The sequence below is a fragment of the Brytella acorum genome (assembly GCF_029309905.1).
Taxonomy (GTDB): domain Bacteria; phylum Pseudomonadota; class Alphaproteobacteria; order Acetobacterales; family Acetobacteraceae; genus Brytella; species Brytella acorum.
Genome location: NZ_JARBJP010000002.1, coordinates 226,945 through 241,967 on the forward strand (window position 1 = coordinate 226,945; position 15,023 = coordinate 241,967).

Below are 15,023 nucleotides of genomic sequence, written 5' to 3' on the forward strand. Positions count from 1 at the left end.
CAGGGCAGGAACGCGCATGAAGCACAAGCTCGGGATGCTGGGGCTGACGGCCACGCTGGTGGCGATGAGTCCTCTTGCGGCACACGTCTCATGGGCGCAGGCCCACCGCGTTTCTCTCTCTCCCGCCGATGACGGATGGATCAGCCGCGTGCAGGGGGCGCTCGGGGCGACACATATCGTCAAGGCGCGATTCCAGCAGATCGCCCCCGATGGTCGGCGGACCACCGGCACGGCCTATCTTTCGAGGCCGGGCCGCATGCGCTTCGAATACGACAAGCCCAGCCCGCTGCTGCTCATCGCCAATGACGGGAAGATCGTCTATCAGGACCGCGATATCGGACAGGTCACGAGTCTTCCCCTGGAGCGCACGCCTCTCGGGCTGCTGCTGCGGGCGGATCTGCGTCTTTCCGGGGACGTCACCGTCACGGGCTTCGAGCACCGCGACGGACAGGTTTTCGTCACGCTGGTCCGGACGGCCACGCCGAGCGAAGGAAGCCTGACCCTGATTTTCAACGAGCAGCCTCTGGTCCTGCGCGCCTGGGTCGTGCGGGACGCTCAGGGACAGGATACGCAGGTCGATCTGTTCAATCAGGAAACGCCAGCGACGGTTCCGGACAGTCTGTTTGCCCTGCCCAGGGACGACGACTGAAACTGGCGGGCGCCTCTGCCCCGATTGCGGCCCGAAGAGTTTTGCTTCGGCATGAAGCGGATCAGGAGGAGTCAGCTATCACGCTCCGACGGAAGCCGCGCCTAGCCGTTTCGGCGTTTTCGGTTTTGAGATATTCATCAGGTTCGGGCGCGAAGGAAATGTGCCGGACGATCCGGATCACGGCTTTTATCAACAGGTTATCCGTTACGCGGGGTTTGCGCGGACCACGCGGTATCTCTCCCGATAAGCCGCGCCGCTGATCGTTTACTCCGCACGGGTGTCTTTCGAGAGTTCGAGCGCACGCGCATAAACCGTCCGGCGCGGAAGGTTGACGAATCCTGCGACCAGCGTGGCGGCATCCTTGACGGAATGCGTGCCCAGGGCCTCGCGCAGGTGTCGGTCGAGATCTTCGGCGCCCGCATCGTCTTCATCCGGCGGCCCAAGGAGCAACGTGATCTCCCCTCTGGGCGCCGTTTGCTCGAAATGCGTGGTGACCTCGGCGATCGAGCCGCGAACCATCTGCTCGAAGCGCTTTGTCAGTTCGCGTCCGACGGCCGCATGACGTTCCGCGCCGAACACGACGCTCATATCGACGAGCGTTTCAAGGAGGCGATGAGGCGCCTCGTACCAGATCAGCGTGGCTCGCAGACCGGCCTGCTCGGCGGCGCGCAACGCTGCGAATGCTTCGCGACGCGCGTGCGAGCGCGGGGGCGGAAAACCCAGAAACATATAGGGTTGTGGCGGAAGACCCGAGAGCGTCAGGGCCAGCGCGGCGGCATTGGGGCCTGGAATGCCCGAAACCTGCAGCCCTTCGGCGATCGCCGCCCGCGCCAGCCTGTAGCCGGGATCGGAGAGCATGGGCGTGCCCGCGTCCGAGACGATGGCCAGGTTCGCACCGTTTCGCACCCGTTCGAGAAGGAACGGGATTCGGCTCTCTTCGTTGTGGTCGTGAAGCGTCTGGGTCGGCGTTCCGATTCCGTAAGCATGGAGCAGCTTGCCTGTCACGCGGGTGTCCTCGCACAGGATGAGATCCGCGCGTTTGAGGGTGGCGAGGGCGCGTTCGGAAATGTCGCCCAGATTGCCAATCGGCGTTGCGACGAACATCATGCCCCCTTCGGCACCGGCACTGGCACCGGGAAGAGGGACCGTCGCGGTTTCGTCGGAACTGTCGTATGGACCATTAGCAATGTTGCCCTCATCCTTTGGGGGCGAGGAACTCTGATCTGGAGCGGAAGATGAACGGCCGGACATTCGGACCCCCTCGGGACGGCAATGCACTCTCCATGCGCGGGAGACGGGCGATACGCAAGGGCGCGAGCGCCGTGCTCGGCGCCAGTCTCGCACTTACGGCCTGTTCGGAAAGCGGTCCCACACCGCCAGGTCCGCTGACCTCGGCCCTGCAACAGCAGGGTGGCACTCATGTCGGCCTGCTTCTGCCGATGACAGGTCGTAATGCGCGTTTAGGCCAGGATATGGCCAATGCGGCAAAAATTGCCCTTCCGGATGGCGGGAAAGCTGTTCTCGATATCCGCGACACCGACGGCCCGTCAGGGGCGGGGGCTGCGGCGAGAGCCGCCATCGAAGCCGGAGACCGCATCATCCTCGGTCCCCTGACCGCCGCCCAGACTGGCGAGGTCGGCTCCGTCGCGCAGGCTGCGGGCGTGCCGGAACTGGCTTATACAAGCGATGTCAGCAAGGCGCGGCAGGGCGTCTGGGTTCTGGGCCTGACGCCCGAACAGCAGGCCCAGCGCCTCGTCGTGGCTGCCAAAGCCGAAGGCCGCAGGAAATTCGCGGCGTTTCTGCCAGACTCGGCGCTGGGACGTGCGCTGGCGCGGGGGCTGATGCAGGCCTGCGAAGCGAACGGCCTCGAGACGCCGAATGTCGTCTTCCATGGCAGCGACGTCGCCAGCATTTCGAGCGGACTGAAAACCCTTTCGGACTTCGACGCCCGCCAGAAGGCCGCCCAACCCACACCGGGCACGCCCGCAGCGGATCCGGACGCGGTCAATCCGCTCGCGGCGGATCCAGCCCCGGGTACTGCTCCACCGAGCATTCCGCCATCAGCCGGAAGTGCGCCTTCGACGTCGCCATCAGCCGTGTCACTGGGGGCGCCTCCGTTCGACGCGCTTCTGCTGGGAGACACCGGATTGCAGCTCGCAGGTGTAATCGCCGCGCTGAAGGAGAGCCAGATCGGTTCAGCCCAGCAGGTCCGCATTCTCGGTCCGGCTCTTTGGGGAGCTTTCGCAAGCAAGCTGTCCACTCTGCACGGGGCATGGTTCGCGGCGCCGGATCCGCGCGCGCGGGCCGGGTATGCCCAGCAGTATCAGCGTCGCTACGGCGTTGCGCCGAAGCCCATGACCGATATGGCCTATGACTCCGCCGCTCTCGCCGGAGCCTTGGTCAACCAGCCTTCGGGGCTGACACTTTCATCGCTGACCCGCTCGGATGGGTTTGCCGGCGTTGACGGTGTGTTCGCGTTGCGACCCGATGGGCAGGTGACGCGCGGTCTCGCGGTTTTCGAGATCTCACCCGCTGGCGGCGCATCCATCGTTCATGCGGCGCCGACGCGGCTTGTGGCGACGCCGAGCTAGCGCCCTGCGGTCATGAAAAATCGGGGTTGAATGTCGACCCCGGTCCAGTCTCCGGCGAAGACTGTCTCAGATGGCAACCTTCTCAGGCGGCGACTGTCTCGCTAAGCGGCAGAACGGGGCGGATCGTGTGGAGAGCCTGCTCGAAGCTCGTGTAGACACCGAGCGAATGTCCGCGAAGCTGATCAATCAGAAGCCAGCGGTTGCCCTGCGGTCGGACCATATAAGCCGGGTCGGCGTTCTCGCGGACCCATACGAGAACGTAGGACACGCTCTCACTGGCCTCGGCGTAACGATCCATCTCGATATCGGCGTCAAACAGCCCCATGGACAGGCCGGCTTCGAGCCAGCGCGAGAGATATTCGCGGTGCCGGGGTAGAAAGCCAGCGCGAAACGGAATCACGTTGGCAGCCAGACAGGGAGCGGTTTGCTCGAAGGAAGGAAGCGACAGGTGCATGGGTCGGGTCCTTGGATACGAAATTCGACAGACCTGACGCTAATCGCCCATTCCGAACCGGCACAATCCAAAACTTACAAAAGAGCCATTTCGAACGCACAAAGCTTTCGCCATGTGGCAAAAAAGCAATGGATTGTTACCACAGTGCAGGTATGCCATTTTTGCATACGACCCTTTCTCGTCGACATGATGCCGCATGGCTTGCGCTTCTGGCGAATAGCGTCGTTTTTGGCGGAATTATCTGGAAAATGAAGATCGTGAGAGGCGTTTCGGCCAGCGTCTGTGAAGCCATAGCCAACTGCCGGGTTTCTGGCGGATGGTCGCTTCCATGCGGTCGTTCAGTACCTGTGTCGTCGTCGCGATATCGGCTTGTCGGTTTCCTGTATCGACGGGCCGGAATGGCGAATCGACGATGACTTCGAAGCGTGCGGGAGCCACGCGGCGCACATGTCCGGTCACGATGGGGCAATTGTAGCGCAGCGCGAAGGTCGCGGCGGCCGATGCCGTCATGGCGGGCAATCCGAAAAAACGGACCTCGATTCCATCATTCATTTTCTGGTCGGCCAGGATTCCCAGATGGCCGCCGCGCGAGATGTAACGCAATGCGTCCCGCGCGCCCCGCGCGCCCTTGGCGAAGTTCGGCACTTCCGCGTGCAGGGTGTTCGCTCGCATGGCGCCAATCATGGCATCGACACGGGGATTGGCCGCCGCCCGGTAGAAGGATGCGAACGGAAGGCCGTAGGCGGCGACGGCGCGGGGAAGTACCTCCCAGTTACCGATATGGCCTGATACGAAAATGACCGGACCGCCCGACCGTGCGAGCGCGATGAGGTGCTCGGCACCCTTGACCACCCAGCCGGGGCCCGAACCCGTCGTCTCGGTCAGTTCAGCGAGGTGAGGGAATTCGCAGGCCGTCCGACCCAGATTGTCCCAGACGTCGCGCACGACGCGTTTGCGCGCCTCCGCGTCCAGTTCCGGCATGGCCAGACGCAGATTGCGGTCCGCCACTTTCGAAACCGGGAGACGCGGACCGATGGTGCGGGCGATAAAGCCGCCGAGGTTGGACGCCCGAATGGGAGGCAGAAGACGGAGGACTCTCAAGGCACAGGCCACCAGCACGGCTTCAAGACGATGGGCTATGGAGAGGTGCTGAGCGGGTGAGGGGGCCGGATCGTTCATGTCCCGGACCACAGGCGCGCCAGCAGGCGTGTCGGGGCCTCGGGGTCCGCCCAGAGCAGTTCGACCGAAATAACCGTTACCTGGTCGCGAAACCAGGGGGGCAGCTTGACGGCGTCTTTCGCCGTAGTCAGCAGCGTGACGCCGCTATTGCGTCGGAGCGTGGCCAGCCGCTCAAGATCGCGATGCGTGTAGCGGTGATGATCCGGGAAACTGATGCATCGGATCGGCTGGATGCCTGCATCCGTCAGAGTGGTAAAAAATTTCGCCGGACGTGCCAGACCTGCGAAGGCGACGACTCTGCGTCCGAGCAGTCGCCGGATCTCGGGTCCTGGTATCAGGGTCGCCTGCAGCGTCGGAATACCCGACGGCAGTGTCGCCAGAAGGCCGGTCTGGTCCGTGCCGATCATGATAACGGCGTCGGCCCTGGCAAGTCCGTCTGTAGGCCGCTCGCGCAGCGGACCCGCGGGAAACAGTTGCCCGTTGCCGAAACCCGTTTCGCCATCGACGGTGACGATGCGCATCGTCTGGTGCAGGGTGCCGTTCTGAAGACCGTCGTCGAGGATGAGGCAGTCGGCGCCCGCGGCAATCGCCAGCTGCGCCGTTTCGGCGCGGTTGCGACCGACCCATGTCGGGGCGACGGCGGCCAGCAGAAGCGGCTCGTCTCCGACATCGCGAGCCGTGTGCAGCAACGGTTCGACGCGCAGGGCGCTTCTGTGTCGGCCGCCGTAACCCCGCGTCAGAAAATGAGGACGGTGCCCCTGCGTCAGAAGCCGCCGCCCGAGGTCGAGGGCGAGCGTCGTTTTGCCTGCCCCGCCCATGGTCAGATTGCCGCAGCACAGGACCGGGACGTCGACGCGCAGAGGCCGCGAAACGCGTCGCCTCAGCGTCCCGATCGCCAGAGTGATGCGGGTAAGCGGCATGAGGAGTTTCGACGGCGCGGTGGCGCGAGGCTTGTTCCAGAAGCGTGGCGGCCCGATCGTCATGGCGACACCATCGCATTGATCCGTGTCAGGAGTGGGGCAGGGACAGGAGTGTGCCCCGGGATGTGCCCGGGGACACGCCCGGACGCATCGGCGGCGACGGCCGCGCGCAGGGCCGGGCCTTTGAGGAGAGGCACGGCCCAGCGCGCGAGTTCGGAGGCATCCGCCACGATTGCGACGCTCTCGCCAAGCCGGGCATAGGCATCGGCGAAATTGCCGATATGGGGTCCGGTGGCCAGCGGCACGCCGAGGCGAACGCCTTCATAAGGATTGTGACCACCACCGGGGGCACTCATGGAATGACCGATCCACGCGATCGTCGCCACACGGAAAAAAGCTCCGAGTTCACCAAGGGTATCGGCCAGCCAGATCGGATCCCGCGCCGAAGGAGTTTCGTTCCGTGAGCGGCGTGGTACGGAGCCGAGACGCGCGGCGATGTCGTCGGCCCGCGCGGGATGTCGCGGCACGATGATGCAGAGCAGATCGGGGCAGTCCTCGCGGATCAGGGTCGCGGCCGCCGTTATCTCTTCTTCCTCGCCCGGATGGGTCGACACAGCAAGGAGCACGGGGCGGGATCCACAGGTGGACCGTACGACCTCCAGAAGGGCAGGCGATGCGGATGGCGGGGGCGCACTCTGCTTGAGATCGCCGAACTGGTGACACTCCGCCACGCCGAGGGCCGCGAAACGGGCGGCATCATCCTCGCTTCGGGCCGCGACGAAATCCAGCCGCGAAAACATGCGGCGGGCCAGTGACGCATGTTTTCGCCAGCGGCCCCATGAGCGGTCGGACAGGCGGCCATTGATCACCGCGACGGGCACGCCACGCCGGTAGCAGGCTGCGACGATGCCCGGCCAAAGCTCGCTCTCCATGAACAACGCCGCTTCCGGTCGCCAGTGACGCAGGAAGCGGCCGATCCACCGTGGAACGTCATAGGGGATGAACTGATGAAAGAGGCGACACGCCCTGTCGGACGACAACGTGGCGCGATGATCCGCCAGGATGTCCGCGCCCGTGACCGTGGCCGTGGTCAGAAGGATGGAGGCGCGCGGGTGTCGTTCCAGCATGGCTTCCACCAGAGGGAGCGCCGAGCGACACTCGCCCACGCTCGCAGCGTGCATCCAGAACAGGCGTCCGCGGGGGCGCTTCAGTGGCGTCAGTCCAAGCCGTTCACGCAGTCGTCCGGCGCGCTCCCGCCCTCGCGCCAGACGCACGCGCAGCATGATGACGAGGGCCGGGGCGAGAAGCGTGCCGGTCAGGGCCCATAGTCGTTCGCTGGGCGCCAGCCGTCCCGTGAGCCATCGCTGCCGCGCGGCCCGGCTGCTGGCCGCAAGAGCCGCTGCAAGGTCGCTGTCCGTGGCGTCGGGGCCGAGTGGCGTCCCGTAGATGATCGCGCCGCGCGTGAAGGGCAGGGGCAGGGCGAGGCGATCCCAGGTTGGCAGGCGTAAACTCCCACTCGCGGCACCGATCGGTACGACGGGACAGCGTGCGATGCGGGCCAGCGTCATCGTGCCGGGCTGGACGGTTTCGGCGGGTCCGCGCGGGCCGTCGGGCGTGATGACGAGTGTTTCACCCCCATGCACGGCTCGCAGGGCCTGGCGGAATGCGCGGGCGCCGCCTTTGTCCTTGCCCTTGCGGTTCGATGAGCCCTCGATGCAGCCCACGCCCCAGGGCGCGATCGCATCGGCGATGAGGCGACCGTCACGGTTCCTGCTGATGAGGACACGCAGGGCGAGCATGGGGTTGGCCGTGCGCGCCCAACGCCAGAGGGACGGAACGAGGAGGATCGAGCTATGCCAGAAAGCGACGATCGCGCCGTGCGGCGGGCTTCCTGACTGCTGCAGGAGGATCGGGATCGCCTGTGAATCTCCCGTGAAGCTCCAGCGCGTGGAAGTCGCCACGAGTTGGAGGTATGCGCGTACGAGGCGGGCGGCCGTGCCGCTTCGGTCGCGTGGGCTCAGATCCTGTGGCGCGTCAGGCACTTGGGTGCTCGGGTCGTCGCGATCATGGAGGCGCGGGTAGCATGGCGGCATGCGTTTGGCAAAGGAACGCCGCCATGCCCGCCGTCATCAGGCGTGTGGCGATCAGCGCGACATCATGACGGGGATGGGGGCGTGTTCGAGCACGTGTCGCGTCACGCCGCCCAGGATCATCTGGCGCAGCCGGGAATGTGAATACGCACCCATGGCCATCATGTCCGCCTCGAAGTCGGCTACGGCTGCGAGCAGTCCCTTGCCGACATCGCGTTCCCTGGGCTGGAAGGTGCGCACCGTGGCGGACACGCCATGCAGCGCGAGGTAGGTCCGGGCCTGTTCGGCGTCCGGCCCGCGGCGCTGATAGTCCGGACTGGTCAGGATCTGGACAGCCTCCGCCTCGAGCGCCCAGGGGATGATGGCGCGCAGCGACACCGCAGCTTCTTCCGTGCCGTTCCATGCAATGCAGATCCGCCGCCCAGGGGCGCCGACAGGGGCATTCGGACCGGCGATGATGACCGGGCGGCCACTTGTGAACAGCACCGCATGCAGGGTTTCGGACGCACGGGGATTGTTGCTGTTCACGAGATGCGGGATCACCGTGACATCGCATAGCCGCGCCCGCCATGTGACGGCCTCGTGTGCGCCGCCGTCGAGAACTTCGAGCGATGCGCCCGTGAGCGAGCTCTGGGGCGGAAGAGCGAGAGCCGCATCGGCGTCAGCAGGTGCGACGTAAGGCACGCCATGCGCCTCAAGCAGCGTATCGAATTTCAGCCGCGAACGGACGATGCGGCGCTGGGTTTCGTATTCGGCGGACTGCACCATCTCGTCGATCATGGCGCCCGGCAGGCCTTCGCCGGCGAAAGCCGCCATTTCATTGGGATCGTCGCCGAGAAAGACGGTCGAAAGATGGGCGTCGAATTTCCGGGCGTAGGCAAGGCCCAGCGCAACGGCGGCGTCCATGGTCCGTCCACCACCGATGGGAAGAAGAATATGCCGGATGTCATACTGCATGGCGAAAAGCTCCTGACCGTACGATACGGCGAGCGACGTTCTGGGACATGATCAGGGGTAAAGCCGTGTGGCGCTCCAACCCGATTCCGTGCGTGTCCATGTGGCACGATCATGCATTCTATAAGGGCGGTCCTGCCAGAATTCCATGGCCTCCGGACGAAGGCGGAAGCCCGACCAGTTCACAGGTCTGGGAATATCCCCATCCCCGTACCGCGCCGTGACCTCCGCGATCCGGCGTTCGAAGGTCGCGCGGTCGGGAAGGGGCCGGGATTGCTCGGATGCGATGGCGCCCAGACGGGAGTTGCGGCTGCGGCTCGCGAAATAGGCGTCGGCCTCCGCGTCCGTCACGGGTGAGACCGGACCTTCGATACGAATCTGTCGTCGCAGGGACTTCCAGTGGAAAAGCAGGGCGGCATGAGGGTTGGCGAGAAGTTCGCGCCCTTTCCGGCTCTCGAGATTGGTATAGAACACGAAGCCCTTGCGATCCGCGCCTTTCAGCAGGATCATGCGGACGGAAGGCCGACCGTCCGGCGTCGCCGTCGCAAGGGACATGGCGTTCGGATCGTTCGGTTCATGGGCCTCGGCTTCAGCCATCCAGAGCGCGAAAAGGTCGAACGGATCGGCCTTAAGCTCGATGAGGACTGGATTTGCAGGTTCCGTCACGATTCTTTTCAACTCCAATGCCGTTGGATGCGTCACGCGGCCCATGATGGAACTTCAGGCCGTATGGACGTCGTTCGAAGGCCGCCATGAAAGCACCCAACGTTCGATGTGCGCACTTGTTTGCCGTCGCTGCCTGTGCAAGGACCGGCACATGTTTTTCATAACTTGCAACAATTGAATCATTTGACGGGAATGCAGCCCATGTCCAGCACGCTTTCTGAGCAACCCAAGGGAAATCTGATGGCCGGGAAGCGCGGTCTCGTGATGGGCGTCGCCAACGACCGTTCGATCGCATGGGCCATCGCGAGCGCATGCGCGGCGCAGGGCGCCGAACTGGCTTTCACCTATCAGGGAGACGCGCTAGGCAAGCGCGTGCGTCCGCTGGCCGAGAGCGTCGGATCGACCCTCGTTCTTCCCTGCGATGTCAGTGACGACGCGGCCATCGCGGAAACCTTCGCCGAGATCGAACGCGTCTGGGGCAAGATCGATTTTCTGGTGCATGCGATCGGCTGGGCGGACAAGCAGTTCCTGCGCGGGCGCTATGTCGATACGCCGCGCGACGCTTTCCTCAAGGCCATGGACATCTCCTGCTTCTCCTTCACCGCTGTCGCCAGGCACGCCGCGGCTCTGATGCCCGATGGCGGCTCCCTTCTGACGCTGACCTATCTCGGCGCCGAGCGGGTGATGCCGCATTATAACGTCATGGGCGTCGCCAAGGCCGCGCTCGAAGCCTCGGTCCAGTATATGGCCGCCGATCTTGGCCGCGACAACATTCGCGTCAATGCCATCTCGGCGGGGCCGATCATGACCTTGGCCGCCAACGGGATCGGCGACTTCCGCTATATCCTGCGCTGGAACCAGCTCAACGCGCCGATGGAACGCAACGTGACGCTCAAGGACGTCGGCGGCTCGGGGCTGTATTTCCTCTCCGATCTCTCATCGGGCGTGACCGGCGAGGTTCATCATGTCGATTGTGGCTATCACATTGTCGGCATGAAAAACCCGAATGCGCCCGATATCAATGCCGTCTCTTCATCGGACTGAAAGCATCCATCGCCGTGTCGCATAACAGCTTCGGACATCTGTTTCGCGTCACCACCTGGGGGGAAAGTCACGGACCGGCCATTGGCTGCGTCGTCGATGGCTGTCCCCCCGGCCTCATGCTCTCGGAAGGCGATATCCAGCCCTGGCTCGACCAGCGTAAACCCGGCCAGTCGAAATTCACGACCCAGCGTCGCGAGGCCGACGAGGTGCGCATCCTCTCGGGCGTGTTCGAAGGGCGCACGACGGGCACGCCGATCGCGCTCGAAATCCAGAACACGGACCAACGCTCGAAAGACTACGCGGATATCGCGACGCGCTATCGGCCCGGCCATGCCGACGTCACATATGACATGAAATACGGCCATCGCGACTATCGCGGTGGTGGGCGTTCCTCGGCGCGTGAAACCGCCATGCGGGTCGCCGCCGGAGCCGTGGCGCGACGGGTTCTCGCGGAGCTTGTCGGTCCGTCGCTTCGGATACGGGCCGCGCTCGTGCAGATCGGCGCTATCCGCGTCGATCGCGGGCGCTGGGACTGGACGCGGACGACGGAGAATCCCTTCTTCTGCCCGGATGCCGGGACCGTCCCCCTCTGGGAAGACCTGCTGGGAGAGGTGCGCAAAAGCGGTTCGTCCATCGGGGCCATCGTCGAGGTCGCGGCCGAAGGCGTTCCGGCGGGACTTGGCGCGCCGATCTACGCCAAGCTGGATTCCGATCTCGCCGCGGCCCTGATGGGGATCAACGGCGTCAAGGGTGTGGAGATCGGCGACGGTTTCGAGGTCGCGCAATTGCGCGGAGAGCAGAATGCCGATCCGATGCGGATGGATGATGGAGCGATCGTCTTCGAATCGAACCATGCCGGCGGCATTCTGGGCGGGATTTCCACGGGACAGCCGGTCGTCGCGCGTTTCGCCATCAAGCCGACGAGCTCGATTCTCGTGCCGGTTCCTTCGGTCAATCGACAGGGCGCGGAAATCGATGTCGTGACCAGGGGACGGCATGATCCGTGCATCGGCATCCGGGCGGTTCCGGTGGCGGAGGCCATGATGGCGCTCGTGCTCGCGGATCACCTTCTTCGCCATCATGCCCAGAATGGCTGGAGCCTCCCGCGCGTTCGCCTCTCCGAGGCATAGCTTCCCGTAAACATCGTCTGACGAACAAAAGGACCCTTCGGGGTCCTTTTTTGTTGCGAAAGACAAAAGGTCTTGCATCCGTTTCTGTGTTATGGTCATGCATAACACGCAATCACATGGAAGCTCTTTCCATGTGAACAGGAGGAACGGGATGGAATGCAGGGCGAATGGAATGACAGCCAGCCGATTTACCGTCAGTTGCGCGAACGGGTGGCGGCGATGATTCTCGATGGGACGTTGCGGGAAGGGGAGGCCCTTCCTTCCGTCAGGCAGGTTTCGGCCGAGTGTCGGGTCAATCCCATCACGGTCCTCAAGGCCTATCAGGAACTCGTTGACGAGGGGCTCGTCGAGAAACGGCGCGGCGTAGGCATGTTCGTGGCGTCGGGGGCTTCCACGCGGCTGTTGAGCCGCGAGCGCGAGCGCTTTCTGAAGGAGACCTGGCCGGAGATTCAGGACACGATCCGCCGGTTGGGCCTGAATGCGGCGGCGCTTCTGGCCCTGGAGACATCTTCCGACAATCCGGAGGACGCGCCATGAACTGCATCGAGGCGACAGGTCTTCGCAAACAGTATGGAAAAAAGATCGCGGTCGACGGCATCGACCTTGGGATCGGGACCGGGCGCATCGTCGGGCTGATCGGACCGAACGGGGCGGGCAAGACGACGACGCTGGATGCGATCCTTGGCCTGATCCCGTTCGAAGGTTCCCTGAAGGTCATGGGGTGCGATCCGTGGCGTGAACGCGAGCGCCTGATGCGTGAAGTCTCCTTCATAGCCGACGTCGCGGTGCTGCCGCGCTGGCTGAAAGTCCGAAACGCGCTGGATTACGTGCAGGGCGTCCATCCGCGTTTCGACCGTTCGAAAGCCGAACGGTTTCTGGCGCGCACCGATATTCCCATGAAGGCGAAGGTCGGCCAGCTTTCCAAAGGCATGGTGGCGCAACTGCATCTGGCGCTCGTCATGGCGATCGATGCACGGCTTCTGGTGCTGGACGAGCCGACGCTCGGTCTCGATATCCTTTATCGACGCGCGTTCTACACCTCCCTCCTGAACGATTATTTCGACCAGGAGCGCACGATTCTCGTGACGACCCATCAGGTCGAGGAAGTCCAGGACATTCTCACCGACGTCATCTTCATCGATCACGGGCGCATCATACTGAGCGCGACCATGGACGACATCGAGGCGCGCTACGTCGAGCTGATGCCGCGCCTGGAGACTGTGGACGCGGCCCGAAAGCTCGGACCGGTCACTGAATACGCGGTGTTCGGGCGGCCGGTCATGCTGTTCGACGGCGTAGCCCGCGGGCATCTCGCCCCCATGGGCGAGATTCGCCGTCCCGGCATCGCCGATCTTTTCGTCATGATGATGGGTCGCGATCGCTACGAAGCGCCGGGAGAAGCCGCATGAACACGCTATCTTCGAAGCTGACATCCTCGACGTCGGCGCGCTTTTCCGCGTTCCGCCTGATCGACTGGTCCATGCGCCGGGAGTTGTGGGAATATCGCTCGATCATCTGGGGGCCTGTGATCGGCCTGGGGGCCGTTCTGGCGCTTTATCTGGTCTTTTTGGTGAAGATAAGCTGGCTTCCCACTCATTCATCCCACATGCCCGTGATCGGTCTTGAAGAGCTTCGGTCCTGGTCGGGGATCGTGACCACATTTCTTGGTCTCATCGGCTTCGTCGTGGGTCTTCATTACAGCGCGGGAACGCTTCTGGCGGAACGGCGCGAGCGCACGCTTCTGTTCTGGAAGTCTCTGCCCGTTTCGGACGCGCATGCCGTTCTGGCGAAAATCGCCGTCTCTCTGCTGGTCCTGCCCGCCATTGTTCTGGCTCTGGCGGCTTTTCACGACCTGCTCGTTCTGGGCGTGCTTGCCTTTCTGCCTCATGACTGGAGCGTGTCCGGGGCTTTGGCCGTGTTCGGCGTTCAACTCGGGAGAACGGCGCTGTTCCTTATGGTCTGGGCTGCGCCCGCTTACGCGTGGGCGTTTCTCGTCTCCGGCGTGGTGCGCCGTGCGCCGACACTGTGGTTGTTGGGCCTGCCCGTAGGCCTTCTGCTCGCGGAACACATGGCGACGCCCTTCGACTGGCTTTCCCGTGTGGCGACCGGATATGCGGGTATGGGCGGCGCGCTGATCAGTACGATCCGAACCCAGACATGCGTCCGCCACGCGGCGGGACTGCCCCCGGCGCCACCGTGGGGCGGTGAGGTCCATGGAGAATGCGTCCAAACGGGCCTGCGATCCGGCGCCGAGTTGGTAACCGAATGGGGCGTGCCGATGACGGCCTGCGTCGTCGTGGCCGCCGTCTTTTTCACCCTTGCGGTTCTGCGCCGTCGCCGCGCGGAAGCCATCTGAGGGCAAGGCCCCTCTTTTCCGATCTTCCGGACGAGGGGCCTGTCGTCTCAGCCGTTCAGCTTGGCCGAGAGCGAGATTTCAGCCTTGAACAGTTTCGATACCGGGCAACCGGCCTTGGCTTTGTTGGCCAGTTCTTCGAACTTCGCCTGATCGGCGCCGGGCACGGTGCCGGTCAGGTCGAGATGGATCGTCTTGATCGCGAATCCGCCGTCTTCCTTGTCCAGCGAAACGGTCGCCTTCGTATCGAGCGCCGTCGCCGTCAGGCCGGCCTCGCCGAGAATCATGGAAAGCGCCATGGTGAAGCAGCCGGCATGAGCGGCTCCGATCAACTCTTCCGGATTCGTGCCCGGCTGATCTTCGAATCGCGTGTTGAAGCCGTAGGGCTGCTGCTTCAGCGCGCCGCTCTGCGTTGAGATCTGACCCTTGCCGTCCTTCAGGCCGCCTGTCCAATGGGCCGTCGCGGTTTTCTTGATGCTCATGCTGTTTCTCCTGATCCGATCGCGCGACGATTCTGTCGCTGGCTTATGTGTGCGCCGGAATGCGCGAACCGAGCCATCGGCTTTATCGGCCGACCGTCCGAGCATTCGAACGTTTGGACCGGGGATGTGTTGCAAAAGTCATGCCTCCGTGACGGTGGTGATCCGACGACCGAGGAATACTGCGGTCTCTGGCCCGTCCGTTGCGACACGACCGCCCTGACGGCTCAGTTTTCTGACCGGCCATGGCATTTTTTTGGTGCAGGCGTCGTCTGCGGGGTTTAGAGGGGATCACGAGCGCACTGCGCTGATCTACTACATCTAGGGGCCGGGTTCGCTCTGCATCACTAAATAGCGGATCATGCAAGGCTTGTTCTGAAAGAGATTGCGTCGCAGAACGATGCACGCACATGCCAATTTCAATAGCCGACGCGCGACGCCGCGCGCCTCGGGGGAGACGATACGTGACCTTGCACGAAGGAACCGCGACGGACCGTATTGCCGACCAGGAGGA

General features: G+C 64.0%; 15 protein-coding genes. 7 read left to right on the top strand and 8 right to left on the bottom strand.

All coding sequences use genetic code 11. The features are described from left to right. The first annotated feature begins 16 nt into the window (after positions 1 to 16). Positions 17 to 649 (top strand): LolA family protein, encoded by a 633-nt coding sequence (locus tag PWM43_RS04370; RefSeq protein WP_289841352.1) that lies wholly within the window; start codon positions 17 to 19, stop codon positions 647 to 649. Positions 650 to 913: 264 nt separating this feature from the next. On the opposite strand, the gene rsmI is transcribed toward PWM43_RS04370, so the two are convergent. Beyond that, the gene (gene rsmI, locus PWM43_RS04375) at positions 914 to 1,756 is read right to left on the bottom strand and encodes a 16S rRNA (cytidine(1402)-2'-O)-methyltransferase (protein WP_289841726.1); all 843 of its coding nucleotides are present in this window, start codon (positions 1,754 to 1,756) and stop codon (positions 914 to 916) included. Positions 1,757 to 1,884: 128 nt separating this feature from the next. On the opposite strand from rsmI, the gene PWM43_RS04380 reads away from it, so the two are divergent. Continuing rightward, on the top strand, positions 1,885 to 3,240 hold the full coding sequence (locus PWM43_RS04380; protein ID WP_289841353.1) for a penicillin-binding protein activator: 1,356 nt from the start codon (positions 1,885 to 1,887) through the stop codon (positions 3,238 to 3,240). An 82-nt stretch (positions 3,241 to 3,322) separates the two neighbouring features. Here the strand turns inward: PWM43_RS04380 and PWM43_RS04385 are convergent, their stop codons facing one another. The 6 genes from PWM43_RS04385 to pdxH form a co-directional block, all read right to left on the bottom strand. Beyond that, positions 3,323 to 3,694, bottom strand: a complete 372-nt coding sequence (locus PWM43_RS04385; RefSeq protein WP_289841354.1) for a hypothetical protein — start codon at positions 3,692 to 3,694, stop codon at positions 3,323 to 3,325. Between the two features lie 237 nt (positions 3,695 to 3,931). Next, a complete protein-coding gene (locus PWM43_RS04390) occupies positions 3,932 to 4,873 on the bottom strand; it encodes a lysophospholipid acyltransferase family protein (RefSeq protein ID WP_289841355.1) in 942 nt (313 codons plus the stop codon). After that, a complete protein-coding gene (gene lpxK / locus PWM43_RS04395; RefSeq protein ID WP_394356042.1) occupies positions 4,870 to 5,850 on the bottom strand; it encodes a tetraacyldisaccharide 4'-kinase in 981 nt (326 codons plus the stop codon). Before lpxK ends, PWM43_RS04390 begins: the two co-directional genes overlap by 4 nt. A gap of 2 nt (positions 5,851 to 5,852) precedes the next feature. After that, a complete protein-coding gene (locus PWM43_RS04400; protein WP_289841357.1) occupies positions 5,853 to 7,835 on the bottom strand; it encodes a glycosyltransferase N-terminal domain-containing protein in 1,983 nt (660 codons plus the stop codon). Positions 7,836 to 7,937: 102 nt separating this feature from the next. Then, positions 7,938 to 8,840 (bottom strand): universal stress protein, encoded by a 903-nt coding sequence (locus PWM43_RS04405; RefSeq protein ID WP_289841358.1) that lies wholly within the window; start codon positions 8,838 to 8,840, stop codon positions 7,938 to 7,940. Between the two features lie 51 nt (positions 8,841 to 8,891). Continuing rightward, complete coding sequence (gene pdxH, locus PWM43_RS04410) at positions 8,892 to 9,503, bottom strand: pyridoxamine 5'-phosphate oxidase (protein WP_289841359.1); 612 nt, start codon at positions 9,501 to 9,503, stop codon at positions 8,892 to 8,894. Positions 9,504 to 9,704: 201 nt separating this feature from the next. On the opposite strand from pdxH, the gene fabI reads away from it, so the two are divergent. The 5 genes from fabI (at position 9,705) to PWM43_RS04435 (ending at position 14,033) form a co-directional block, all read left to right on the top strand. Then, positions 9,705 to 10,547: an enoyl-ACP reductase FabI gene (fabI, locus tag PWM43_RS04415; protein WP_289841360.1), complete on the top strand. Its 843-nt coding sequence runs from the start codon at positions 9,705 to 9,707 to the stop codon at positions 10,545 to 10,547. A 14-nt stretch (positions 10,548 to 10,561) separates the two neighbouring features. Beyond that, positions 10,562 to 11,677 (top strand): chorismate synthase, encoded by a 1,116-nt coding sequence (aroC, locus tag PWM43_RS04420; RefSeq protein ID WP_289841361.1) that lies wholly within the window; start codon positions 10,562 to 10,564, stop codon positions 11,675 to 11,677. Positions 11,678 to 11,833: 156 nt separating this feature from the next. Then, on the top strand, positions 11,834 to 12,214 hold the full coding sequence (locus PWM43_RS04425; RefSeq protein ID WP_289841362.1) for a GntR family transcriptional regulator: 381 nt from the start codon (positions 11,834 to 11,836) through the stop codon (positions 12,212 to 12,214). Next, positions 12,211 to 13,086, top strand: a complete 876-nt coding sequence (locus PWM43_RS04430; protein WP_289841363.1) for an ABC transporter ATP-binding protein — start codon at positions 12,211 to 12,213, stop codon at positions 13,084 to 13,086. Before PWM43_RS04425 ends, PWM43_RS04430 begins: the two co-directional genes overlap by 4 nt. Then, a complete protein-coding gene (locus PWM43_RS04435) occupies positions 13,083 to 14,033 on the top strand; it encodes a hypothetical protein (RefSeq protein WP_289841364.1) in 951 nt (316 codons plus the stop codon). The genes PWM43_RS04430 and PWM43_RS04435 overlap by 4 nt, the downstream gene beginning before the upstream one ends. Before the next feature lie 47 nt (positions 14,034 to 14,080). Here PWM43_RS04435 and PWM43_RS04440 read toward each other — a convergent pair whose 3' ends face one another. Next, a complete protein-coding gene (locus PWM43_RS04440) occupies positions 14,081 to 14,512 on the bottom strand; it encodes an OsmC family protein (RefSeq protein ID WP_289841365.1) in 432 nt (143 codons plus the stop codon). Between the last annotated feature and the right edge of the window lie 511 nt (positions 14,513 to 15,023).

Bases quoted from the DNA above. Each gene is read 5' to 3' on its own strand.
- PWM43_RS04370 (WP_289841352.1), top strand. From the start codon at position 17: ATGAAGCACAAGCTCGGGATGCTGGGGCTGACGGCCACGCTGGTGGCG.
- rsmI (WP_289841726.1), bottom strand. From the start codon at position 1,756: ATGATGTTCGTCGCAACGCCGATTGGCAATCTGGGCGACATTTCCGAA.
- PWM43_RS04380 (WP_289841353.1), top strand. From the start codon at position 1,885: ATGAACGGCCGGACATTCGGACCCCCTCGGGACGGCAATGCACTCTCC.
- PWM43_RS04385 (WP_289841354.1), bottom strand. From the start codon at position 3,694: ATGCACCTGTCGCTTCCTTCCTTCGAGCAAACCGCTCCCTGTCTGGCT.
- PWM43_RS04390 (WP_289841355.1), bottom strand. From the start codon at position 4,873: ATGAACGATCCGGCCCCCTCACCCGCTCAGCACCTCTCCATAGCCCAT.
- PWM43_RS04405 (WP_289841358.1), bottom strand. From the start codon at position 8,840: ATGCAGTATGACATCCGGCATATTCTTCTTCCCATCGGTGGTGGACGG.
- fabI (WP_289841360.1), top strand. From the start codon at position 9,705: ATGTCCAGCACGCTTTCTGAGCAACCCAAGGGAAATCTGATGGCCGGG.
- PWM43_RS04425 (WP_289841362.1), top strand. From the start codon at position 11,834: ATGCAGGGCGAATGGAATGACAGCCAGCCGATTTACCGTCAGTTGCGC.
- PWM43_RS04430 (WP_289841363.1), top strand. From the start codon at position 12,211: ATGAACTGCATCGAGGCGACAGGTCTTCGCAAACAGTATGGAAAAAAG.
- PWM43_RS04435 (WP_289841364.1), top strand. From the start codon at position 13,083: ATGAACACGCTATCTTCGAAGCTGACATCCTCGACGTCGGCGCGCTTT.
- PWM43_RS04440 (WP_289841365.1), bottom strand. From the start codon at position 14,512: ATGAGCATCAAGAAAACCGCGACGGCCCATTGGACAGGCGGCCTGAAG.